This is a genomic window from Bartonella henselae str. Houston-1 (assembly GCF_000046705.1).
GTDB classification, from domain to species: Bacteria; Pseudomonadota; Alphaproteobacteria; order Rhizobiales; family Rhizobiaceae; genus Bartonella; species Bartonella henselae.
Genome location: NC_005956.1, coordinates 173,613 through 196,518 on the forward strand (window position 1 = coordinate 173,613; position 22,906 = coordinate 196,518).

Here is a 22,906-nt window from a genome sequence, read left to right on the forward strand (position 1 = left end):
TTCGTTTTTATATCGGCAATTTAAGACCTGGAAGATAGGATTGAGAGCTAATAAAAGCTATGACATATCGGTAGTTAAAGAGATCTAAACAAACAGAAAATTTTTACGAGAATAACACGATAAATAAGAAAAAATTGGAATTTCTTAACGGTCACTCTGTTTATAGAATACATTCCGTAAATGAATATTCCGTTCACATGGATCGTATGCTGGAGACAAATATTGAAAAGGTTAAGTGCCTTGCAGCGCTATATCAGTTTTGTATGAAAGATGGGAGTAAAGTCTTGCGTTTCTCTACGTGGTTTATTTGTGAAACGGGAATACGACTATGCTTGTATTATGAATCGAAAAGATTGTTCAATAATAGGTCAATAAAGAGATTAGCGTGTGCTTTGAAAAGCAATTTTATAATGGATATAACAAATGATTAATGAATCGTTTAAATGCACAAGCATGCGTACATTAAGGGGGGCAATATAGATAAAAGTTAACTTCTAATATTCATCAATGTAAAAATGAAAGTCTTTAGCATCGAAGCTTTTTACAGACTTTTTAGTTTGATCATGTAGGTTAAAATGATCTTATTTAATTTGGTAATACTGTACGCTAAGCAAACAGATTGAGTTGCACGAGCACGCATTAATTTTGGATCATTATGAAACACCCGAAATTATAGAATTCTATCGCTTCATTTAATAAGGGGTGAACAGAAATCGCGTAGCTAACCTCCTTTATGGATACAATTGCATATTATGAGAACAATGTATTTTTTTGTTTTTTATGATCAGGAACGCTGAAAGATATTTGATGTTTTCAGATAAGAAAATCATCACAGAGGCGGCAAGCAAAGAAAAAATTGTTTAATAGCCAACAAAAAACCCTTTACAATGCACTATATACCGTTTGTAGCAATAGATGCCCTTAAATAATTTCAAACGATAGATTACTCTTATTACTTAGAATGGCGAAAAGACAAACACATCCAATACACCATATAGGAAAAAATCACCCATTATCGCAGATAACAGATACAATAGACGTCCCTAGACAATACAAACGAGGTGGGAAAAAATCCAATTCACAACAAGAGTACAGACAAGCTCTCTCGCTATTTTATTATCACTAATAAAGGAGTTTTATAACACACCAACAAAGGCACATTATTTCAGGGGAGAACCTCGGCCGTTACTAATGAGACCTTCCCTTTGTGCACGCTTACGGGCAAGTTTACGCGTACGACGAACAGCTTCAGCTTTCTCACGAGCACGTTTCTCTGATGGTTTTTCATAGTAACCACGCATTTTCATTTCACGGAAAATGCCTTCACGCTGCATCTTTTTTTTCAGAGCACGTAGAGCTTGATCAACATTATTATCACGAACGAGTACTTGCACTATTTATCCTGCTTTATTTTAGTGTCACAAATAATAGGAAAGAATCCAGTTCCTTTTAAAAATAGATCTAAAAGGAAACGTATCACACGTATACCTTACGCACAACGTATAGGCCTATATCACATAAAGAAGGTATTTGTCTATAGCGCTTTTTAAAATTCTCATCTTTTTACTCTAAGGTGCTTTTGATAATGGATGATTGAGTTCACAATTACGAGCTTATGTAAAAGCCTTGTATCTGATCGTTGTAGTCAAGATACATTATTTTCAGCAATGGGGTAATGCGATAAACCAGACATAGTCATGACATTTCAGCAGATGATGACATAAAGCCCTGACCTGCCAAAAGACGAACTTTACGTACAGGAATTTCAAAATCAACAGGAACAACCATATTGAGTGGGATCAGAAGAAAAGGAATAGGGTATTTTGCCATAAAAATAGGGTATGTACCGTAACCTTGATTGATAAAAACAATCTCAAAGAAGAGAAAGTCACCACTTTACAAAAGGGAGCAGCCAATTTTTTACGACATTAAAAAAACATGCAGCACTACGATATCTCTTGTGTTGTAGCTATCAATCATTTTGGTACCAATAGCGATACTGAAATAAGTATGCTACAGAAAATAGTTGCAACAACTGGACACAAGGCTGTTTTTTGCAAACATTGGAAACAAGGCGGAAAAGGCGTCATAGAACTTGCACAAGAGTTTATTATCTTAATTGAAGAAAAGATGCCCATTTTAAAGTTTTGTATCAAGATGATCTTCCTCTCGTTCAGAAAATTAATTGTATTATAAAAAATTTCTATGGCGGATGTGGAGCCATCACTCCAGTCCCTATTCTCAAACAACATGAATGTTGGGAAAAAGAAGACATTTATTTTTAATGAGCGAATTGTTGCGACAATCACTGTATCATCTGGTACAAGACCTGTTTGTCGACATTTAATGTTGAAGAATTTCTCTATTCCAAGATTGGCTCCAAATTCTGCTTCTGTAATAACATAATCGGTGAGTTTTAAGGCAGTTTTTGTTGCAATAACTGGATTAAAGCTATGAGCAATGTTGGCGCAAGGTTCTCCGTGAATAAGGACAGGGTTATTTTCAATTGTTTGTACGAGATTAGATTGCATAGCATTTTTGAGCAGAATTGTCATTGCACTTTCTGCAATGAGATCAGCAGCTTTTAAGAGCATTTTATCATACCGATACGCAACAATAACTTTTTTTAAGTCTTTGCGTAAGATTTTCTAGATTTTCAACGAGACAAAAGATGGCTATAATTTTTGATACAACAATAATATCAAAACCTGTTTGACGTCGAAATCCGTTGGTTACTCCCGCCCAATGAAATAACGATATTGCGTAATGCACGGTCATTCATATCAAAGACTCATTTCCAAACAATGCGGCGTGAATCAATATAGAGTGTTGCCCCAGTAAATATGATTATTGATCATTGCCGCGAGAAGATTATGAGCAGCTGTAATGGCGTGAAAATCGCCGGTAAAATGCAAATTAAGGTCATCCATTAATACGAATTAGGTATAACCACCTTCAGCAGTACCACCTTTTATACAAAAACAGGGATCTAAAGATGGTTCTCTCAAGAAGGCTATGGTTTTTTTTCCAATGAGATTGAGAGCATCATTAAGACCAATGGTTGTTGTTTTTTCTTCTCCGATAGGTGTTGGATTGATAGCCGTAATGAGGATATTACCATCGGGATTTTTACTAAGCGATTTTATATAAGCGATTTTATAGGTGCAGAAGAAATCTTAGCTTTATCACGTCCATAAGGAATGAGATTTTCATGTGCAATATCAATTTTTTGCGCAATTTTAGTTATGTGTTGTTTTTGAGCAGTGCGAGCAATTTCAATATCTGTTTTAGGCATGAAAAAATTCTTTAAGTGTGGCTTTTGTTGGCATTAAGAATGTGTACTATAATCAGACAAGAGAAACCATAGCATATAGAGGCAAAAAACATCATAAAGATCAATGACATATTGTATAAGAAGGAATGCTAAAATGGAACAAGAAGAAATTTTATAGTTTTTTAGAAAAAGGAATCGCTACGTTTTTCGTTCTGAAAAGCTTTAAAAAGAAATAAGAGATTCAGAAAAATCTCTTTTCAGATGTGTTAAACTTTTCATGAGAGTGCTGTGCAACGCTTTTTCATTCTTCCAAGAGTATATTCTATCCAGATTTTCTATATCTTAGAGTTTTGTGGAAAAGAACTTGGTTAAAATGTTGCAGAGTCTTCAAAAAAGGACAGAATATTTGATTTTGAATTTTAAAAGATAAAAAGATTTTCAAAAATCTCCATTTTTGGTGAGTGAAAACACGTCAGGCATCCAGAGCGTTTAAAAAATATCCACAAAGAAATCCTGATTCGCAATCAAAGAGCAGATGTTCTGCTATGTGATAACACCATTAAGCGCATGGGTAAAAGGTGGTTCAATAAGGGGATTATTGTTCACTAATCTCAATAACATACTGAAGAAAAAAAGAAATTTAAGAATGGCGCACCCGAAGAGATTCGAACTCCTGACCCCCAGATTCGTAGTCTGGTGCTCTATCCAGCTGAGCTACGGGTGCACATTTTAATTTTTTATCTTAATGTAAGGACAAAGGGTTCCTAATCGTTTCATTGAGGAATTGCAAGTGAAACTTGGTGAAAATAAAAATTTTATCTCTTTGTAGATGATACCTTTTTAAAAAGGCTAAAGTGTTATTTGCAGTTCTAGTTGTATTTTTGCATGGTTATTTTTTATTGTGTTAACGGGATAAATCAATATGAACGATAGTTAACTTGACGTTTTAATCTACGAAAGATAGTTCAAACAAAGATGAGATATGTGTTTACGGTGAGAGATAAGGTGCGCTACCTGCAATTCGGTTTTTGTATAAAACTCGGATATTACTGTTGAAGACTGTTTCAGACGAATTTGCATATTCATGAAACAGTAAGGATAAATGTATGGAGTTTTCAAAAAAAATCTTTCTACTAATGTTTTTCGTTGTCATTTTGATGGTTACTTATTGGGCAAGGAAACAGAGTTCGGAACAATTCATTCCATTAGTGGATAAAACAACAAATGCATCGCATAAACTTTCAAAAGTTTCCATGGGAAGGCCGCCAACAAATGTTGTTGTTGATCTTGTAAAAATTCAAGATTTTCATAAACGGTTGAATGTTCTTGGGAGTGGGCAAGCCTTTGCTTCGGTGGAGTTAACTCCTTGGTCATCAGGTGTTATTAATAAGTTTTTTGTATCGGCTGGCACAAAAGTACAAGTGGGTGATGTCATTGCAAAGCTTGATTCTAAAAAGGAAGAAATAGCTGCTGCAAAAGCAAAAGTACAACGTGATAATAGTGCATCAACACTTTCACGTATTCTTAAATTACGTGCTAGCAAGACAGCAACAGAAGTTCAAGAAATTAACGCACGTTTAGAGTTGGATAATGCGAATTTAGCTTTGCGTAATGCTGAATTAGATCTTGATCGGCGAACAATTCGTACGCCGATTAGCGGGACTGTTGGCATTTTACCCATTGATGAGGGCAATGCTGTAGCTCTTAATACTGTAATAGGTCGTGTTGAAAATAGAGAACGTATTTTAGTCGATATATGGGTTCCTGAACGGTACGCATCGCATATTCATAAAGGAGATGAAGTGACTGCGACATTAATGGCACAGCCGGATAAAACTTTTGTTGGTCATATTTATGCGATTGATAATGTCATTAATCCAGAAAGCCGCACACTTCACGTTCAGATTGAAATCAAGAATGAAAAAGATACACTTATGTCTGGTATGTCTTTTTCTGTTGCGTTGCAATTTTATGGTGATTTGCTTCCTGTTGTTAATCCTCTTGCGGTTCAATGGAACAGCAAAGGATCATTTGTTTGGCGTGTGAGAGATGGGAAGGTAGAACCCATTCCAGTATCAATTATTCAGCATAAAGCAGATCAAGTGTTTGTGAAAGCAGCCCTGAAAAGTGGTGATCAAATTGTCATTAAGGGAGTACAGATGCTTTATCCAGGAAGTCAGGTAACAATTGATGATTCAAAAGCCCGTCAACAGCAATTATTATCACTTCCTGAGCAGGATGTACAATGAGTCAAGAATTGAATACAAAGCAGCTTAGGGTGCAGGAAGAACAAGATGGTATAATTGGCTTATTTATTCGCAGACCGGTTTTTACCTTTGTTTTAAATGCTATGATTATAATCGCAGGGTTTGCTGCATGGCTGAATGTTGATGTACGAGAACTTCCGGATGTTGATACTCCAGTGATAACAATTATGACAGCTTTTGCTGGAGCATCAGCGGAAACAATAGATCGTGAAGTTACAAGAATTATAGAAGATGCCGTTTCTCGCGTTTCAGGTGTTAAAACGATTTCTTCAACTTCTTCTTTTGGCCGTTCACGTGTGGAGATTCATTTTAATGTCGGTATTGATTTGAATGTTGCAGCATCTGATATTCGTGATGCACTCTCTCGCATTACTTATTCTTTACCCAAAAACGCGGATTCACCTTTGATTATTAAAGCAGATTCAAATGCTGCTGCGATGATGTATTTGGTTGTGACGTCACCAACGATGAGTATTGATGATTTAACAATGATCGTAGACGATCAAATTGTTGATGCGCTTTCTGCCGTTGATGGTGTTGGTGATGTACAGGTTGATAGTGCGCGCACGAAGATTTTTCAGATTGATGTTGATCAAGCAAAACTTGCTAGCTATGGGTTGACCGTGGCGGATATTTCACGTGTTCTTGCTGATATGACAACGGATGTACCGGTGGGGTCATTGCGCAATTCTAAACAAACTTTAGTTGTCCGTGCGACTGCGCGTTTAACAACATCGGAAGCTTTTGAACAAGTTGTTTTAAAACCTCATGTGCGTCTTGGTGATGTTGCGCATGTTACTTTATCTCCTGATTTAGAAACAGTTATTCTTCGTATCAATGGAAAGACAGGAATTGGGTTGGGGATTGTGCGTAAAGCGCAATCCAATACCCTTAATATTTCTCAAGGTGTTCGAGCGGTTGTCGATCGTCTCAAAACTGTTATTCCTTCTTCTGTGCATATGAGTATTATTAGCGATGATGCTATTTTTATTAAGGGCGCACTTCATGAGGTCGAGGTTGCATTGGTCATTGCGGTTCTCAGTGTTATTTTGGTTATTTTTCTTTTTCTGAGAGATATTCGTGTAACGCTTATTCCTGCCTTATCTATTCCTGTTGCTTTAATTGGAACAATTGCTGCCATTTACCTTGTAGGGTTTTCATTGAATATTCTCACATTTTTAGGACTTGTTTTGGCAACAGGGCTTGTGGTGGATGACGCGATTGTTGTTCTTGAGAATATTGTTCGGTGGCGCAATATGGGATTTGGTTCTCGGGCAGCGGCGGTGTTGGGAACACGAGAAGTGTTTTTTGCTGTTTTAGCAACAACATTGACTTTAGTTGCCGTTTTTGTACCTATTTCTTTTCTTCCCGGGCAAGTTGGAGCACTTTTTAGAGAATTTGGTTTTGTGTTAGCAATTTCTATTCTGCTTTCTTCGTTTGTTGCTTTAACACTTTGTCCTATGTTGGCTTCACGTTTTCTCAAAGGACATGCTGAGAGCAATGGAAAAGGAGCGTATCATTTTACTTTTTTGTATAAATTAGGCTCTTTTTTTAGAAAAGGATATCATTATAGTCTACATAAATGTTTGGGAAGACCTTGGACGGTTATTTTTGCTTCACTTATTTTTGCTGGTCTTTGTTTTGGAGGCTATACGAAATTACAACAGGAATTGACGCCAGCAGAAGACAGAGCTCTTATCTTTTTGGTCATTAATGGACCACAGGGTATTTCGACACAATATCTGAATGAACAGGTGGAGCAAATTGAAACGAGTTTACAACCGTTACGTGATTCTGGAGAAATTATTAACAGTTACTCTATCGCTGGCATTGGTGGTTCGACCAATACCGCTTTTTTGGTTTTGTTGCTTTCATCTTGGGACAAGCGTTTGCGTAGTCAACAAGAGATCGTGGAAGATGTTAACGCAAAGGTTGGACAGTTTCCAGCAGTTTTTGTGTTTGCTGTGCAAGGAAATTCTTTAGGCGTTAGAGGAACTGGTCAAGGATTACAATTTGCAATTCTTGGAAATGATTATACAAAATTACAGCCAATTGCTGAGAAGCTTGTGAATGCTTTGCAAGCTGATCCGCATTTTATTCGCCCACGGCTTACTGTTGATACAACACAACCACAATTTTTTATTGAAATTAATCGAGAAAAAGCCTCTGATTTAGGAGTTGATATCATCAATTTGGGCAATACATTACAAACAATGTTAGATGGGAAAAAAATTGGTTCCGTTTATGTGGATGACCATTCTTATGATGTTAAACTGACATCACGTAAGAATCCTATTAATAATCCTCATGATTTAGAAAATATTTTTTTAAAAACTAAAGACAATCAATATGTTCCTTTATCGGTTATTGCGAGCTTACATGAAAAAGCTATTGCGCCTCAATTAAAACGAGAGAAACGCATGAGTGCTGTTGTTTTAAGCACAAATCTTGCTCCAGGTGTCGTTTTAGGGAGCGCTTATCAGACTGTACAGAAAATCGCTGCTCCGTTGTTGTTAGAGGGAAATTACATTGTTCCTTTGGGAGAAGCCGCTACACTTGGTGAAACATCTTCCAATTTTATGATTGTTTTTGGAATTGCCTTTGTGATTATTCTATTGGTCTTGGCAGCACAGTTTGAAAGTTTTGTTTCAGGGTTTATTATTATGGCTACTGTACCATTAGGGATTGGTTGTGCTGTAATTTCTATGCTTTTAAGTGGAGTGAGTCTTAATATTTACAGTCAAATTGGTTTAATTTTGTTGATTGGAGTTATGGCTAAAAATGGTATTCTTATTGTTGAATTTGCAGATCAGTTACGTGATAAAGGTAAAAGCGTGTGTGAAGCTATAGAAGAAGCAGCGAATATTCGTTTTCGTCCAGTTTGTATGACGATGATTTGTGCCATCTTAGGAGGAATTCCTTTGGTTTTAGCCAAAGGAGCTGGTGCAGAAGCACGTATAGCTTTAGGTTGGGTTATTGTTGGCGGTTTGGGTTTAGCAACTATTTTTACGCTTTATGTCACACCGGTTGTTTATCTCTTTCTTGGCCGTTTTGTGAGATCAAAATCAGAAGAAGCACTACGCTTAAGAAGAGAACTCAACCAAGCTGAATGATTTATCTTGTAGGGAATATTTGATAATTTTTTTATTTTCGTTTTTAAAATGTCGTTTTCGGGTTTTATATTTTCACTTTTTACACCACTTCATTGTTTTCGTGAGGTATAAAAATTGGTTGCAATAAAGGAAAAATTCTCTGTTTTATTATTATTTGTGCGTAGATTGCGTTTTCAATAACCATGCGGTATAAGTCCATGGGAGATAGCTTGTCAATTAGAAATGAAAAAGCTTTTGAAGCAGCTTTGCAAGCTTTAAGAAGGCACGCCATAAAAGACGGGGTCTATGATATTCGTCGGCATTTTATAGAGGATGAACAACGCTTTTCTAATTTTTCCTTAAACCTTGATGATTTCCTTTTCGATTTTTCGAAATGTGGCGTAACATTTAAAACATTGCAACTCCTAGATGATTTGGCTGTTGCAGCAGATGTGTTAGGCAGGCGTGATGCAATGTTTTCAGGGAAAGCCATTAATACAACTGAAAAGCGCTCGGTTCTTCATATTGCACTACGTTTGCCTGCTGACGAAGTTTTCATGTTAGATGGAACTGATCTTGTTCATGATATTCAGGGTGTTCTTGCTGATATGGAAAGATTTTCTGATATGGTCCGCGATGGTAGCTATAAGGGAAACAGCGGTGAGAAAATAATTGATATTGTGAACATTGGTATTGGTGGTTCTGATCTTGGGCCTGCAATGGTCACATATGCTTTAAAACCTTATCATGATGGTCCAAATTGTCATTTTGTTTCTAATGCTGACAGCGCCCATATTTCTGATACTCTTTCTGTTTTGAATCCGGCAACGACGCTGTTTGTTATTGCTTCTAAAACTTTTACAACGGCTGAAACAATTGCAAATGCTCAAGTTGCACGTCAATGGATTATGTCACATTTAGGGAAAGAAGCTGTTTGCAAGCATTTTATTGCTGTTTCAAGTGCGCTTGATAAGGTGGCAGAATTTGGCATAGATTCTTCGAGAACTTTTAGGTTTTGGGATTGGGTTGGGGGGCGTTATTCGATTTGGTCAGCCATTGGCCTTGTGGTTATGTTAGCAATAGGAGGGCAGAACTTTCGCCAATTTCTCGAAGGTGCTCAGCATATGGATCGACATTTTAAAACTGCACCTTTGCGTAAAAATATTCCTATTCGATTTGCTCTTTTAGGGTTTTGGCATCGTGTTGTTTGTGGTTATGCATCACGTGCTGTCATTCCTTATGCACAGCGTTTAGCGCGCTTTCCAGCTTATTTGCAACAGCTTGATATGGAATCAAATGGTAAGCAGGTTTCTTTGGATGGAAAAACATTAACTTTTTCAAGTGGTCCGGTTGTTTGGGGTGATTCAGGGACAAATGGGCAACATGCTTTTTTTCAGCTTTTGCATCAAGGGACAGATGTTATTCCTGTAGAATTTATTTTATTTATAAAAGGGCATGAGCAAAATTTACATCCTATGTATGATATGTTGGTAGCAAATTGTTTAGCGCAATCAAAAGCTCTTATGAAGGGACGGAGTGTCGAAGATGCAAGGCGTATGCTCTTAAAAAGTGGAATTGATGAGCGTGAGAGTGAGAATTTAGCACTTCATAAAAGCTTTGCGGGAAACCGTCCCAATATGATGCTGGTTCAGGATTTGTTGACACCTTTTGCACTTGGTCGTCTCATTGCACTTTATGAGCATCGTATTTTTGTCGAAGGTATTTTGATGAATATTAATTCATTTGATCAATGGGGCGTTGAGCTTGGTAAAGAATTGGCAAATGAATTGTTACCAATTCTTCGCGGAGAAAACAAAACGAATAACCGCGATAGTTCAACATTAGGTTTGTTGGCCCATATCCAGGCGAGACGTGGGGAATAAAGATATTTTGATAAATACTGTTTTAACTGATACTTTGGCGGAGAGAGAGGGATTTGAACCCCCGATAGAGTTACCCCTATGCCGCATTTCGAGTGCGGTGCTTTCAACCACTCAGCCATCTCTCCGTATAAAAGTACAACAAGGTTCGCACTATTTGAGTATATGACGGGTAGATAAACTTCAATTGCTTTAAGTACAACCCTTTTTTGTTTTTTTGTGGGATTTTATTGACAGAGGACAGAAATTCTATCATATATGCTCAAAATGCAAGCGTGGAGGTATCTGCGCGTGTTTGTGTTTGGGAGAATGTATCTCTCTTTGTAATCTATAACGACTGATAAAAAGCAGCCTATTTTTCTTATTAATAAGGTAGAAATCAAAATAAGAGCTGGAATGAACGGAAGGATAAAAAATGTTCGCAGTCATTAAAACTGGTGGTAAACAATACCGCGTTGTTGCTAACCAGGTGGTGAGAGTTGAAAAAATTATTGGAAATGCCGGTGATGTTGTTGAATTCAATGACATATTAATGGCTGGGCAAGAGGATAATGCGATTATTGGTGCACCTGTTGTTAGAGATGCTTTGGTTACGGCTGAGATTATAGAGCAGGCGCGTGCACGTAAGGTTATCGCATTTAAGAAGCGCCGTCGTCAAAATTCAAAACGCACACGTGGTCATCGCCAAGAAGTGACGACACTTCGTATTTTAGAAATTTTAACGGGTGGTTTAAAGCCTAAAAAAGCAGTTGCTAAATCAATTAAAGAAGAAGCAGCTGTATTAAAAGCAACAACACAGGAGACAAAATCAGCTGCTTCTGTTAAAAAAGCTGCAAAAAAATCAGCACCACAGAAGCAAGCTGCTGTAGCATCAAATAGTAAAGAAGATTAAAGGAGAGAACGTCCATGGCACATAAAAAAGCTGGTGGTTCTTCGCGTAATGGTCGCGATTCAGAATCCAAACGTCTTGGCGTTAAAAAATTTGGTGGTGAAGCTGTTATCGCTGGAAATATTATCGTTCGCCAGCGTGGTACGCGCTGGCATCCTGGTGACAACGTTGGTATTGGGAAAGATCATACTCTTTTTGCGTTGTCAAAAGGAATGGTTTCTTTTCAAAGGAAGGCGAATAACCGTTCGTATGTTTCCGTTATTCCTGTGGTGGAGACTGTAGAGTAAGCGGTAATATTCTTTGCAATAAGCTGAGATTTCGGTTTTGAAATCTTCAACATGAGAAGGAAAGGCAGGATGCTGCCTTTCCTTTTTTGCATTCTATGATATAATCCAAAATGGGTAATATTTGAAGGAAATAACAAAATAGAATCTGGAAAAATATTTTTTTAAATAACGAAAAAATGGCTGTCGTGTTTCCTTTGTATTGAAAGTAATAATGTGATGAAGGAGGGGGCTGAGAGTTGATGTATGACGTGATGTGGAAATTTTTCTCTACTCTTTAGGTGTGAAAAAAGTTTCTGGAAACTTATTTTCGGAGAGTTATCGTGACATTCAAGGAGGGGGGGATTTTCACTGCTATTTTGGTGAAAATAAACGAGCTTTTTGGCTTCTGGGGTGGTCATAAATTTCTTTGGACTGTCATGGGTATTAAGGCTATCCGTTTAGAGTTTAGAAGAGGAGGAGGCAAAGCTGTTTTGAGCGGTGATGTGCATTGAAAGATTTTTTAATAAATTGAGAGAGAAGTTGTCTTATTAAGGGGATTTAGTTTGAATATACCGAAATGACCTATGTACGATCAGCTAAAGTAAGAGTATTTTTTGATCTATATATTTTAAAGCGTTATGAAAACAGAATCTACCGACATAAGAGCAAAAATTGATTTAAGGCAAAATGCTTTTTATTTAAGTGTTTTATTTATCTTGTTTGTCAAAGTCCCTAGAAATTCAGATTATGTGTGGAGCTCTGCTTGATTATAAGTGGGAGAGAATATTTTTTGTTGGTTTATGTACTTTTGCGGATGTGCAGAGTGAATCTTGCGGTTGCAATAATTTATTTGAGAAAAGAAAGCCTACAATGTTGTCAAAATTGTATCTTGAGAGTTTTGTGTCATGCGATATTTAGCTATGCAGAATCTAAAGATGGTGGGTTGCTTATAGCAATTTGTGATTATGTAGTGAGTCACAGAAAAGTAAGAGCGGGTTACTGAGTTTGGGGAGAGGAAGTTAAAATGCAAGCTAAAGTTTTAAGTAATTGGCTTATTTTGCTTTTTGATAGGAGGAATAATGACAAGTTATGTTGGATAATTTGGGAGAGTAAAGGTATTTTTTCAAAGTGGCTTTTTAGTGAGTTGGATGGGGCGTTTGTCTTTTTGAAGTAAAGAGTAGGGAGCAGATTTGCCTGTAATGGTTTTAAGCCACTTGGTGGATGACTCTATCTCATCATTTGATGGATCACGTTTAGGATGTTTAAACGCTTCACTTAGTTATATATTTTGAAACAGTTATGTTCTTTAAAACAAAAGAAATTCGCGTAATTGTTTTTATATTGTGGGAAATGCGGCTTTGGAATGAAATTTATCAGAAACGTTTATGCTTAAATGTGAGGCAGTCTAAATTCAGGATGAGATGTGAGGAAGCAGAAGTAATGAATAGAGGTTTTAACGAGAGTGAGATCTTGTCTACAAAATCTGTAAAACTTGCAGCTGCTTTTGATCATAAAAATGATGCAATTCATGCTGCGGCTGAACTGCTTGTGCAGGTTGGTGCAGTTGACAAATCTTATCTAGCAAGCATGCTCAAACGTGAAGCAGTAACGAATACTTGGCTTGGGAATGGTATAGCAATCCCTCATGGAATGGTTGAAAATCGTGATTTAATTATCAGGGATGCAGTTGCTGTTATACAGATTCCTGCGGGTGTTGATTGGTGTGATGGAAATAAAGCACGTTTGGTGATTGCTATTGCGGCGTGTCAGGATTGCTATAGAGAGATTTGCAAAAAATTGACGCTTCTTTTATTTGATAAGGAACGGCTTGAAGAACTTTCAACAACTGCAGATAAACAGCAGATTGTTACAATGCTGTTTAGTCAGGATACAAAGAGGGAAAGGGCATTTATTGGTGATCTTTCGGTGCGTCAGGAATGGACTTTAGATTATCCAAGTGGTCTTCATGCGCGACCAGCTTCTCTTTGGGTTGACTTTGCAAAAAAAGCGCAGGGCTCTATCAGAGTTCGCCATGGTCAGTATACCGTTGAAATGAAAAATTTGGTTGGTTTATTGCAATTAGGAGCAAAAAATGGTGATGTTCTGATTTTTTCGACGGATGCTTCAGAAGGTGTACAACTTCTGAAAGAAGCAATTTCTGTTGTAAAGAAAGTGAGCATAAGTGAAAAATGTGTGATGAGAGAAACGGAAGCTCAAACCAAGGCTTTTCATGGTTGGTATCCGCGCTCTATGCAGAAAGGTATTTCTGGTGTTGGAGCAAGTCCAGGGCTCGCTCTTGGAAAGATTTTTATTTTAAGGCATGATGATATTTCTATAACGGATCAGCCAATTAGTTTTGCAAGTGGTAAGGCATGTCTTGAAAATGCTCTTACAAAAACAAAACAAAAAATGGCATCAATTATTAATGATATCACTGTACGTGTGGGAGCGGATTCTGCTGCGATTTTTTCCGCACAAATGGTTTTGTTGGAAGATGAAAATCTGATAGCTCAAGTTTGTCGTTTTATGGCAGAAGGTCATGGTGTAGCTTGGTCTTGGGATAAAGCGGTTCGACAGTTTGCAGGTATGTTTTCTAAGGTAGATAATCCCTTGTTAGCGGCACGCGCTGTTAATTTAGTTGATGTTGGTCGTCGTGTTTTAGGCGAAATCAATCCATCGTATAGATCATTCTTTTTAAATGATATTCCGCGTGGTGTTATACTTGTTACAGATGATTTGTCTCCTTCTGATGTAGCGCAGCTTGATTGTACAAAAGTGCAAGGTTTGGCAACAGCATGGGGAGGTCCACTGTCTCATACAGCTATTCTGGCACGCACTCTTAGTATTCCAATGGTTGTTGCTGCGGGTGTGGATGTTTTGGCAATTGAGCCTGATATTCAGGCCATCATTGATGGTGATAATGGGTTCATTTATCCTGATCCTACTTCTGAAGATGTTAAAGAAGCTGAAAAACGAATAAGCATTGTCGTGAAAAAGCGCGACAATGGGATATGCGTATGTAGATTACCAGTGCAAACGACAGATGGTCAAAGGATTCGTATCATGGCTAATGTCAATTATGCAAATCAAGTTCCTGTTGCACTTAATTTGGGGGCCGAAGGTATTGGACTTATGCGTACAGAGTTTTTGTTTTTAGAGAGTCCACACATTCCGGATGAGGATGCACAATTTAATGTATATCGAGCGATGACTGCAGCTGTGGGAGATAAGCCATTAATTATTCGTGCGCTCGATATTGGAGGGGATAAACAGGTTCAACATTTACATTTATCTAAAGAGGACAATCCCTTTTTAGGTGTTCGAGGAACACGGCTTTTGTTACGTCGACGTGATCTTTTGGTTCCTCAGTTGCGTGCTCTCTATCGTGCAGCAAAAGAGGGAGGTGATCTATGGATTCTGTTTCCAATGGTTATGTCTGTTTCAGAGATTGTTGCTATGAAGAAGATTGCAGAAGAAATTCGCAACGATATTGGTGCACCAAAATTGAAATTTGGTATTATGATTGAAGTTCCAGCTGCTGCCATTATGGCAGATGTTTTGAGTGCCCATGTTGATTTTTTCTCGATTGGAACCAACGATTTAACACAGTATACTATGGCTGTTGATCGACAAAATCCTTACCTTGTGTCTGAAGCTGATAGTCTTGATCCAGCGGTTTTGCGTATGATTTACCATACTATCCAAGGTGCAGCAAAACATAGATGTTGGGTTAGTGTATGTGGCGGTATGGCTGGAGATCCTTTTGCAGCGATGATTTTAACTGGATTAGGGATTCATGAACTTTCTATGATATCCTGTGATATTTCTTCAGTAAAAGCGTGTTTGCAGGCGCATAGTTTTGAAGATATGAAAGTTTTAGCAAAAAAAGCATTACAGTGCGAAACTGCGCGAGCTGTACGTGCTCTTAGCAATGATGTAAGGTGATACAAGAGCTTTAAGGGGAGAAGAGCGAGTCAATCTTGCAATTTTTTAAGCAGTCACATTATAAATCACTTTTGTTGGAATGAAGTTTATTATTCCTGTAAAACGTGTTTAATGTTGTGCAACAAGAGGTTAATGTAGCTGCTTATTCAATTGATTATTGAATATAATCAGCGGTAACAGGTTTTTAGTGATTTTAATCCTTTGTTTTTGAAGAAAAGTTGAGTGAGACGGTATGCGAATGAACATGAAAATGTTGATTTATGATAATCCAGTTATTGTATTTTAGGGGTCTATCCACGGAAAAGTTTCTTTTTAAAAAAGAGGATATGCTTGTTATTCAACGAGTATCACATTTTATTTTGGTAAATGAAGTTGTTTTTTGGATTTTGAGTGTATAGTTTGGACTTGCACGTTATTTCTTTCTGAGTATAGTGCAAAAATCTGGAGAGGTGGCCGAGTGGTTGAAGGCGCACGCCTGGAACGCGTGTATATGGGAAACCATATCGAGGGTTCGAATCCCTCTCTCTCCGCCATTTTCAATAAAATAAATGTCTTATAAATAAGCTTGGGGATTTTTTATCCTGTGATTCACTTAATTTATTTTTGCCTATCCTGAATATGAATCAACAGCTATGGTTTGTCAGAAAGTTTTGTATCAAATTTATTTTTCAAAGAGTTTGGTGTTTTTGATGCCGTGCTTTTGGTGTTTGGAGACGAATCTTTGAAAATACCTTATGTCTAAAAGAAAAAGAGATTATGGACATAAAATTATTTAAATGATGGATAGTATAATAGATAAAATGTATCCTAATAAAAATGTTTATAATTCCATGTGGTCTCTAAAGAAATTTTTCTGGTTCTTTTATTGCCTTATGTGGGTTTGATGGGAGGGCAAAACAACGCAAATAAAAGAGATTTTCCGCCAGTACGCAGAAAAAAACATATAATACAAAGTTTTCAACTCAGCTATTGGTATAGAATAATCCAGAGGTTAAAAATTATTGAGATAATGGAAAACACATTAATTCATTGCTTTTAGCGCTTTTAGCCGCGACAGATAGACGAAAACATACATTTGAAATTATCAAATCCTCTTTAACGTCATCGCAAAGTTGATTAATCAGCGATAGATATGTTTATCTAGTCTTGTTTATTTCTATGCTTGGGGTCTTGCTATTGAAAGTGTGGTAAAATTAAGTCAATTTATTCCAAGACTTAAATAACACATTTTACCTTCATTTACCGTCTGTCGTTATTATGGAAGGTTGAAAAAAGGGATATTTTAAGCTTAAGATACGCAGAAAAACTCTCTTTTATTGAAAAAGTTTATGAAATATATCAACTTTTATCAGATATAGATGAATGATTTATCATCATGGATGGCACGTCCTCTGTTTCTTTAATCCATAATCAGATACGATACCATGTAGATAAGTTTTGTTTTAGCTATGAATAAAATGTACCGTTGATTAATATAAAAAGCCTATGCGCGGTGTGTTCTCCTTTATGTGTTAGTTTAGACTCCAAATTGGAAGTGCTAGATATGTGATCATAATAATTTAGATGCTCTGAAAAAATAGTTCATTGAATATCTTAATATTCTCATTGGAAAACTGGCTCTCATTAAATTGCAACTTGCTTTTTTTGAAAGACTTGGGACTGGAGGATTTAAAATACTGGAAAAGTTATCAATATCTGTCATGATAAAAATATCTTCATTTTTTACGCTAAGCATGGCGATATAAAAACGAGAATATATGAGATATGCTCAAGCATATTTTAGTGCGGAAACTAAGCTTAAGGGTAGAGGAAATAACGGCTCCTTTTTGGGGATTTAATACTCTCTTGCCTCTGAGGGATGAAGGAGAAAAGTCTCTTTCCTTCTGACACAGCAGTCAGAATCTCTTTTTGACATATATAACAACGACACAAATACTGCGTTAGATCTATAAGCTTTATTTGATATTTGATTTACGCCTGTTACCTTTTTTTATGACCAAAAAATTGATTTCAACGGTGCCATATTGCATCCACGATTGAAGCATCAACTCCCCATGAGAATAGCAACATTTATGAACTTTCAGTATCTTAAAACTCTTCTACATTATGCCTAAAATACCCTTATTTTCATAAAAAATGAGTCATGCTATGACAAAATAGGGGATTTCATTTTCTTAAATTTAATAATTTAAGATAGAAAATTTTTAAAACAGGTTAAACTCTATACCAAAGAATATTTATTCGAGGGAGTAATTTATGTTCGCTTCCAATTTGAATAATGGGTTGCTCTCTTCGAGAATAGCACTTTTCTCTGTTTTTAGCGTATTGGCGGGTAAAGAAAATCGTAAAATGCAAATTGTTATTTCAAATCTTGTCAGAGATTTAATGATCGTGGAGTGGGTAATATTTTGGCAGTTTGGCATAAAAATTGAATTGATGTTCTTATCTGCTCTTTTAGGTGTTTTTATCTCTTTTTATATGCCATTAGCTATTTTTTTAATTCAAACTATTATATCGAGAGAACATATGGTCAATGCAAATGCGACAATCGATATGGTTTATGAACTTAGCATTATTATAGGTATTGGGTTAAGTGGATTTACACTTGTCTATGCAGGAACAAAAGGAACCCTTCTGATAGACGGCATATTCTTTATTATTTCTGGTTTTTTTAACTTTGCGATGAAGGTACTTAAAATCCGAGGATCTGAAAGTCAAAACCAGCAAAACTGGTAGAAAATTATATATCATCATTTCGTTATATTGAACAGAATCCGGTTCTTTTGATGCCTTATATAAGACAGATGATTATTATGAATCTTATGATGACAATCCCTGTTATACACAAGGGCTCTTGAACGCAGATAGCAGGACCTTTGCAATGTTCAAAGCGCTTTATTCAACGGGTGTATTTATTGGTGCGCTTCTTTCGTCACTTTTTTGTACAGTTTGCTCAAGAAAACATTGGCACTTTTATTAGCTATTATGGCTATGGGTCTTGTCATTCTATCTATCAATACATATACCCTCATTGTTTTTCCTGTTTATTTTATGATTGGATTTGGATTGTTGAGCTGGGCTCTTTCAATTTCTTTATTAAAACTCTCTTGAGATCCTGAATATCAAGGAAGATTGCAGGCGAGTTTTAATGGTATCTCTGGATGCTTTATCGTTGAAGTCTATTTCTTTATGGCAAGAGATAGCAATGGTATCTTATCTCAGTCTCTATACTTTTTTCAAAGTATTATTGCGATGTTGGAGTGCTCATCGTTTTATTTTACAAAAATGAAAAACAGTAAATTGTATTTAAGTATTACGTCATTTTACAAACATTTATGATGTCTTTCATATTTTGCTTTTAAAGGGGGGGAGATGGGTGAATACTAAGGTTGGAGCTTTTAACGAATAAAGCTAAATTTTATGTAAGCTATAAAATGTTCGTCGTTTTTTAATAAATGATTCAAAAACGTTGATATGCTTCTTCGATTAATCTTATTATTATGAGGAGCCAATAATACAGCGCTTTAAAATTTTTAAAAATTCTTGAGTTTCATGTTTAAGCAAAACAGAACGTAAAGCAATGAGGCAATCTTGCCTTAGATAGCCTCTATATTCTATTAATTGCGTTCTTTAAAATCCATCTGAATAATTGTGCCAGTTTCATCAATTGTCTCATCTTCATTGGAATGAGAGTTTCTGCGATTTTGCAAGGTTTGTATAATTTCTTTTTTTAAAACGGTATCTGTTTCGCTTAAGCGGTGAATACTCAATTCTAGTTCAAGAGTTAAAGCCAAATCCACGCACAATTTAAGCTCTTCTCCAATGTCAAAACCACGTTTATAATCGTCATAAAGACCAACAAGTGTATCGGATAATTCTTTATTGCATAAAGAGGTCATGCTGATTCCTCCACGTTGCAGTTTTTCCATGCGGCTTTGATATTTTAGATCTTACCCCACTGTCCTCACCAAAAGCTGCCATGTATACTAACATCATAGTTTTGTCAATTTGGTGCAAGGTACCAGTTTTTAAACTATTATGTTTTGTCAGAAGCTTTATTGCACCAAGATTTTCAATTTTCCAATCATGAAGAGGTATGGCAATATCTTCACTATAGAGTTTACAGCATTTAGGATATATTACCAAACGGCTTTTAATTTGTGTATAAGATGGACTATTTTGACGATAAAACAAATGTCCTAAGATCTCACCATTGCCAACCAAAGCAAAATTTGTACTATTGATATCAACAATAAGCAGAAATGGCTTGTAAACGTTCAGCTTTTGAATAAGAGATGGTGGTCTCATTTTTCCCGAAGCATAAGTTATCTTACTCATTTTGTATTGACTTTTAGACATTGATAAATTTTTTATTTTATGTAATTAAAAAACTATGGGAAATGCTTTGCATATTCTTGCAATGAGGTTTAAGCGGCATTATTGTAGAATAGGTGGTGAACAAGGGAAACCGTATCACGCTTTTTTTCTGCTTTAGAAATGCGAATGCAGCTTTTGAGGTAGCGATTGATAAACATCTGCTTAGCGAGCAACCGGATAAAGTCGGCAATGGTGTGTTCAATTTTTTCGTTAAGCTGTGTCCAAATATTTTTAATATTGGATGACGGTATTTTGTAAGCTTTTTCGAGTTTTGCCAAGATTATATTACGGTGGCGTAGCTTGGCTAAGATACTATGGTGATCCCCTTTTTGTGTGATTGTCATAAATTTCGCTCCTGATTAAACGGATGCTGTAACATCCATTTTTGTGGGGTTATTTTTAAATAACAGTCCATCTTAACGGGCAGTAACAAGAGGTTTAGTGCAAAAATTGTAGCGTTTCAACACAATATTTGCATTATTATGCAATTTGGCAAAAAAAGAAATTGAACCAAAAACAGAACAAGCAAAGCGGTTACGTTTGATACGAAAAAGCTTACAGCTTCATCGAGATCAAATAGCTACTCGTTTAGGTATTAATAAGGCAATTTACGACCACGCTGAGAGAGGTACCACTTTTCCAAACGTGGAGTTTTTGACTGCTCTATCACAGCAATTAAAAGTCAACTTGAACTGGTTTATAACTGGCAATGGTGAGATGTTTACAGATATGGCGAAGGCGAAAGCAGCAGGTTTTAAACCGCAGGCGATTCCTGCTGGTCTTATGAAACGGCTTGGCCATTTGGCTTATACCACTTATCGTGATGCAAAAATAACACTTCCTCCTGAGGATGTAGCAGAATTAGCAGCAGGGCTTTATGGAAAGTTGCAAGAGCTTATTTACAACATCAACGATATGGAAGAAGTTGAGGCAACTTTGCCTCTTTTAAAACTTCATTTAAAACGTCAAGTTGAAGCTGAAAAAGCACACTGAGCGACCACAGAGGACATGGATTAATGCCCTTCTAAAATAAAAATCTTTTCTGCTATAAAATTCCAATTTTAAGAACAATGCATTGAGTAATAAAAAGACTATAAAAATAATAAATTATCGCATATTTTATCCAATCCTTTTCTACTTACTACAAAAGCTTAAACTATACTGGTTTTGTATTGATTTTTAGATATTGATAAACCTTTTAGCTTATGTAATTAAAAAATTATAGGAAATGCGTTTAGTATGCATATCTTAGAAACGAGATTCAAGCGACGTTATTGCGCAATAGGGTGAGAGAAACGGGAGTAGGTGTTTTGCTAGTTTGGAAATGCGATTGCAACTTTCAAAATAGCAATCGACAAAAATTGGCTTAGCATGCAAACCACTCAAATTGGCAAGGGCATGTTTAGTTTTTTCGTTGGGGTGTGTCCAAATGTTTTTGACAGTGGATGAGACTATTTGGTAAGTTTCAATGCGCTTTGTCAAAGTTATATTACGGTGGCATAGCTTGGCTAAGACACTATGGCGATCCTCTTTTTGTGTGATTGTCATAAATTTCGCTCCTGCTTAAACGGATGCTGTAACATCCATTTTGTGGGGTTATGTGTGAATGACCGCCCATTTTAACGGGCGTTAATATAGGAATAAATCAATATAATTATTTAGTCAACAATTATATTGATTTTGGAGTGGTTTTTTTGGCACGTCCGGAAACAGAACCTAAAACTGAACTAGCAAAACGTTTTCGTGAAGTGCGGCGCATACTTGGTTTTACGGAGCGTAAACAGTTTGCTGAACATCTTGGTGTAACTGCTGGTTCCATAGGAACTTATGAAACTGGTGTAAGTGAACCTACCGCTTCTGCTCTCTCTAAATACCAAGAAATTTGTGGTGTTTCCTTAGATTGGCTTGTAACTGGCAATGGGGAGATGTTTACAGACATGGCGAAGGCGAAAGCAGCGGGTTTTAAACCGCAGGCGATTCCTGCTGGTCTTATGAAACGGCTTGGTCATTTGGCTTATACGACTTATCATGATGCAAAAATAACACTTCCTCCTGAAGATGTAGCAGAATTAGCGGCAGGGCTTTATGGAAAGTTGCAAGAGCTTATTCACAACATTAACGATATGGAAGAAGTTGAGGCAACTTTGCCTCTTTTAAAACTTCATTTAAAACGTCAAATCGAAGTTGAAAAAGCACACCGAGCAATCCCAGGGAATACTGCTAACAGCTCAGATTGAGAAGTACATATTTTTTATAATGTCTGCGTGCTAAGTCAAGAGTCTATAACATATCATTTAGGGGGAGTATCTTATTTTATTCGTATAGAAAATCCAGAAAGAGTGTAGTCTGTCTATAGAAAATGTTTCTAAAGCATTTTTCATATAATTTCCTTTAATATTAATTTACGAGAGAAATTTCATCCTTGATGAAGATAAAGCCGTTTATAAAAAGAGTTGCGGCTTGTGTACAAGCTAATAAATGGAAAATTTTTTTCAAAAAAAGATGATATTTATAGCACGAATCCTGAAACATTCTTTGGATGAAGAAAATGATACTGATAACACTGAAAATATAACTGGTTATTGGGGGAAAGAATTAAAAATAGCTCTTTTTCGTTTAGTGGTGTTCTATAAAATCCATACAGCAATGAAAATGATTATGGCAGCAATTTGATTGCCATAGATGAATGAAGTTCAAAAGACATAAAGGTAGAGCAGGACAAAAGAAATTTTATAGAACTTTTATCTTTTTCATGAAGAGCATGGAATTAAAAGAGCGAAATTTTTCTTTAGAAATCGCTGAATTATGTTGGTAAAGCTTCCTACAAAAAGAACATATTGTATTATAAGCATGTTATTTTATAGTGAATAATGTTTTTATCATGATAAGCATTCTTTTTTACATTGTGTAAGAATT

General features: G+C 36.3%; 16 protein-coding genes, 3 tRNA genes and 3 pseudogenes. 13 read left to right on the top strand and 9 right to left on the bottom strand.

The genetic code is table 11. From position 1 onward, the window contains the following. Positions 1-1,160 precede the first annotated feature (1,160 nt). On the bottom strand, positions 1,161-1,394 hold the full coding sequence (rpsU, locus tag AYT27_RS00655; RefSeq protein WP_011180089.1) for a 30S ribosomal protein S21: 234 nt from the start codon (positions 1,392-1,394) through the stop codon (positions 1,161-1,163). A gap of 211 nt (positions 1,395-1,605) precedes the next feature. Next, positions 1,606-1,854: pseudogene (locus AYT27_RS09050) on the bottom strand (formate--tetrahydrofolate ligase); the annotation flags it as partial. A gap of 3 nt (positions 1,855-1,857) precedes the next feature. Between AYT27_RS09050 and AYT27_RS00660 the strand changes: the two are divergent. Further along, positions 1,858-2,270, top strand: a pseudogene (locus tag AYT27_RS00660) (formate--tetrahydrofolate ligase); the annotation flags it as partial. Here AYT27_RS00660 and AYT27_RS00665 read toward each other — a convergent pair. Both AYT27_RS00665 and AYT27_RS00670 read right to left on the bottom strand, forming a co-directional pair. Continuing rightward, positions 2,157-3,295, bottom strand: a pseudogene (locus AYT27_RS00665) (formate--tetrahydrofolate ligase); the annotation flags it as partial. The pseudogenes AYT27_RS00660 and AYT27_RS00665 sit on opposite strands and share 114 nt — an antisense overlap. Before the next feature lie 626 nt (positions 3,296-3,921). Beyond that, positions 3,922-3,998 (bottom strand) — tRNA-Arg (locus AYT27_RS00670). Positions 3,999-4,380: 382 nt separating this feature from the next. Between AYT27_RS00670 and AYT27_RS00675 the strand changes: the two genes are divergently transcribed. The 3 genes from AYT27_RS00675 to pgi all read left to right on the top strand — a co-directional run bounded on the left by AYT27_RS00675 (position 4,381) and on the right by pgi (position 10,516). Then, positions 4,381-5,523, top strand: coding sequence for an efflux RND transporter periplasmic adaptor subunit (locus AYT27_RS00675; protein WP_011180090.1), 1,143 nt, complete (start codon positions 4,381-4,383; stop codon positions 5,521-5,523). Beyond that, a complete protein-coding gene (locus AYT27_RS00680) occupies positions 5,520-8,654 on the top strand; it encodes an efflux RND transporter permease subunit (protein ID WP_011180091.1) in 3,135 nt (1,044 codons plus the stop codon). Before AYT27_RS00675 ends, AYT27_RS00680 begins: the two co-directional genes overlap by 4 nt. A 197-nt stretch (positions 8,655-8,851) precedes the next feature. Next, complete coding sequence (gene pgi, locus AYT27_RS00690; protein ID WP_034447566.1) at positions 8,852-10,516, top strand: glucose-6-phosphate isomerase; 1,665 nt, start codon at positions 8,852-8,854, stop codon at positions 10,514-10,516. Positions 10,517-10,551: 35 nt separating this feature from the next. Here the strand turns inward: pgi and AYT27_RS00695 are convergent. After that, positions 10,552-10,641, bottom strand: a tRNA-Ser gene (locus AYT27_RS00695). A 287-nt stretch (positions 10,642-10,928) separates the two neighbouring features. Between AYT27_RS00695 and rplU the strand changes: the two genes are divergently transcribed. From rplU to AYT27_RS09095, 6 genes are all read left to right on the top strand, one after another. Beyond that, positions 10,929-11,405 carry a 50S ribosomal protein L21 gene (gene rplU, locus AYT27_RS00700; protein ID WP_011180093.1) on the top strand — a complete coding sequence of 159 codons (477 nt, stop codon included), beginning with the start codon at positions 10,929-10,931 and terminating at the stop codon, positions 11,403-11,405. Positions 11,406-11,419: 14 nt separating this feature from the next. Further along, complete coding sequence (gene rpmA / locus AYT27_RS00705; RefSeq protein ID WP_011180094.1) at positions 11,420-11,689, top strand: 50S ribosomal protein L27; 270 nt, start codon at positions 11,420-11,422, stop codon at positions 11,687-11,689. 320 nt (positions 11,690-12,009) lie between these two features. Next, positions 12,010-12,180 carry a hypothetical protein gene (locus tag AYT27_RS08735; RefSeq protein ID WP_155245602.1) on the top strand — a complete coding sequence of 57 codons (171 nt, stop codon included), beginning with the start codon at positions 12,010-12,012 and terminating at the stop codon, positions 12,178-12,180. Positions 12,181-13,108: 928 nt separating this feature from the next. After that, a complete protein-coding gene (gene ptsP / locus AYT27_RS00710) occupies positions 13,109-15,613 on the top strand; it encodes a phosphoenolpyruvate--protein phosphotransferase (RefSeq protein ID WP_011180095.1) in 2,505 nt (834 codons plus the stop codon). Between the two features lie 443 nt (positions 15,614-16,056). Beyond that, a tRNA-Ser gene (locus tag AYT27_RS00715) sits at positions 16,057-16,146 on the top strand. 1,723 nt (positions 16,147-17,869) lie between these two features. After that, on the top strand, positions 17,870-18,349 hold the full coding sequence (locus AYT27_RS09095; protein ID WP_223396417.1) for an MFS transporter: 480 nt from the start codon (positions 17,870-17,872) through the stop codon (positions 18,347-18,349). A gap of 881 nt (positions 18,350-19,230) precedes the next feature. On the opposite strand, the gene AYT27_RS00735 is transcribed toward AYT27_RS09095, so the two are convergent. From AYT27_RS00735 to AYT27_RS00745, 3 genes are all read right to left on the bottom strand, one after another. Next, entirely contained in the window at positions 19,231-19,512 is a 282-nt protein-coding gene (locus tag AYT27_RS00735) for a hypothetical protein (RefSeq protein ID WP_011180096.1), read from the bottom strand. Then, positions 19,493-19,951, bottom strand: coding sequence for a hypothetical protein (locus AYT27_RS00740; protein WP_244393743.1), 459 nt, complete (start codon positions 19,949-19,951; stop codon positions 19,493-19,495). Before AYT27_RS00740 ends, AYT27_RS00735 begins: the two co-directional genes overlap by 20 nt. An 89-nt stretch (positions 19,952-20,040) precedes the next feature. Then, complete coding sequence (locus tag AYT27_RS00745; protein ID WP_011180098.1) at positions 20,041-20,334, bottom strand: helix-turn-helix domain-containing protein; 294 nt, start codon at positions 20,332-20,334, stop codon at positions 20,041-20,043. A gap of 145 nt (positions 20,335-20,479) precedes the next feature. Between AYT27_RS00745 and AYT27_RS00750 the strand changes: the two genes are divergently transcribed. After that, the gene (locus AYT27_RS00750) at positions 20,480-20,983 is read left to right on the top strand and encodes a helix-turn-helix domain-containing protein (RefSeq protein ID WP_011180099.1); all 504 of its coding nucleotides are present in this window, start codon (positions 20,480-20,482) and stop codon (positions 20,981-20,983) included. A 255-nt stretch (positions 20,984-21,238) separates the two neighbouring features. Here the strand turns inward: AYT27_RS00750 and AYT27_RS00755 are convergent, their stop codons facing one another. Next, complete coding sequence (locus AYT27_RS00755; RefSeq protein ID WP_011180100.1) at positions 21,239-21,538, bottom strand: helix-turn-helix domain-containing protein; 300 nt, start codon at positions 21,536-21,538, stop codon at positions 21,239-21,241. A gap of 146 nt (positions 21,539-21,684) precedes the next feature. On the opposite strand from AYT27_RS00755, the gene AYT27_RS00760 reads away from it, so the two are divergent. Together AYT27_RS00760 and AYT27_RS00765 are read left to right on the top strand one after the other, a co-directional pair. Continuing rightward, the gene (locus AYT27_RS00760) at positions 21,685-22,227 is read left to right on the top strand and encodes a helix-turn-helix domain-containing protein (protein ID WP_011180101.1); all 543 of its coding nucleotides are present in this window, start codon (positions 21,685-21,687) and stop codon (positions 22,225-22,227) included. 241 nt (positions 22,228-22,468) lie between these two features. Then, entirely contained in the window at positions 22,469-22,663 is a 195-nt protein-coding gene (locus tag AYT27_RS00765) for a hypothetical protein (RefSeq protein ID WP_034447559.1), read from the top strand. Positions 22,664-22,906 lie beyond the last annotated feature (243 nt).

Coding starts and splice junctions, on each gene's coding strand:
- ptsP (WP_011180095.1), top strand. CDS start 13,109: ATGAATAGAGGTTTTAACGAGAGTGAGATCTTGTCTACAAAATCTGTA.
- rpmA (WP_011180094.1), top strand. CDS start 11,420: ATGGCACATAAAAAAGCTGGTGGTTCTTCGCGTAATGGTCGCGATTCA.
- pgi (WP_034447566.1), top strand. CDS start 8,852: ATGGGAGATAGCTTGTCAATTAGAAATGAAAAAGCTTTTGAAGCAGCT.
- AYT27_RS00680 (WP_011180091.1), top strand. CDS start 5,520: ATGAGTCAAGAATTGAATACAAAGCAGCTTAGGGTGCAGGAAGAACAA.
- rplU (WP_011180093.1), top strand. CDS start 10,929: ATGTTCGCAGTCATTAAAACTGGTGGTAAACAATACCGCGTTGTTGCT.
- AYT27_RS00745 (WP_011180098.1), bottom strand. CDS start 20,334: ATGACAATCACACAAAAAGGGGATCACCATAGTATCTTAGCCAAGCTA.
- AYT27_RS00675 (WP_011180090.1), top strand. CDS start 4,381: ATGGAGTTTTCAAAAAAAATCTTTCTACTAATGTTTTTCGTTGTCATT.
- AYT27_RS00765 (WP_034447559.1), top strand. CDS start 22,469: ATGGAAAATTTTTTTCAAAAAAAGATGATATTTATAGCACGAATCCTG.
- AYT27_RS09095 (WP_223396417.1), top strand. CDS start 17,870: ATGTTCGCTTCCAATTTGAATAATGGGTTGCTCTCTTCGAGAATAGCA.
- AYT27_RS00755 (WP_011180100.1), bottom strand. CDS start 21,538: ATGACAATCACACAAAAAGAGGATCGCCATAGTGTCTTAGCCAAGCTA.
- AYT27_RS00735 (WP_011180096.1), bottom strand. CDS start 19,512: ATGACCTCTTTATGCAATAAAGAATTATCCGATACACTTGTTGGTCTT.
- AYT27_RS00740 (WP_244393743.1), bottom strand. CDS start 19,951: ATGAGTAAGATAACTTATGCTTCGGGAAAAATGAGACCACCATCTCTT.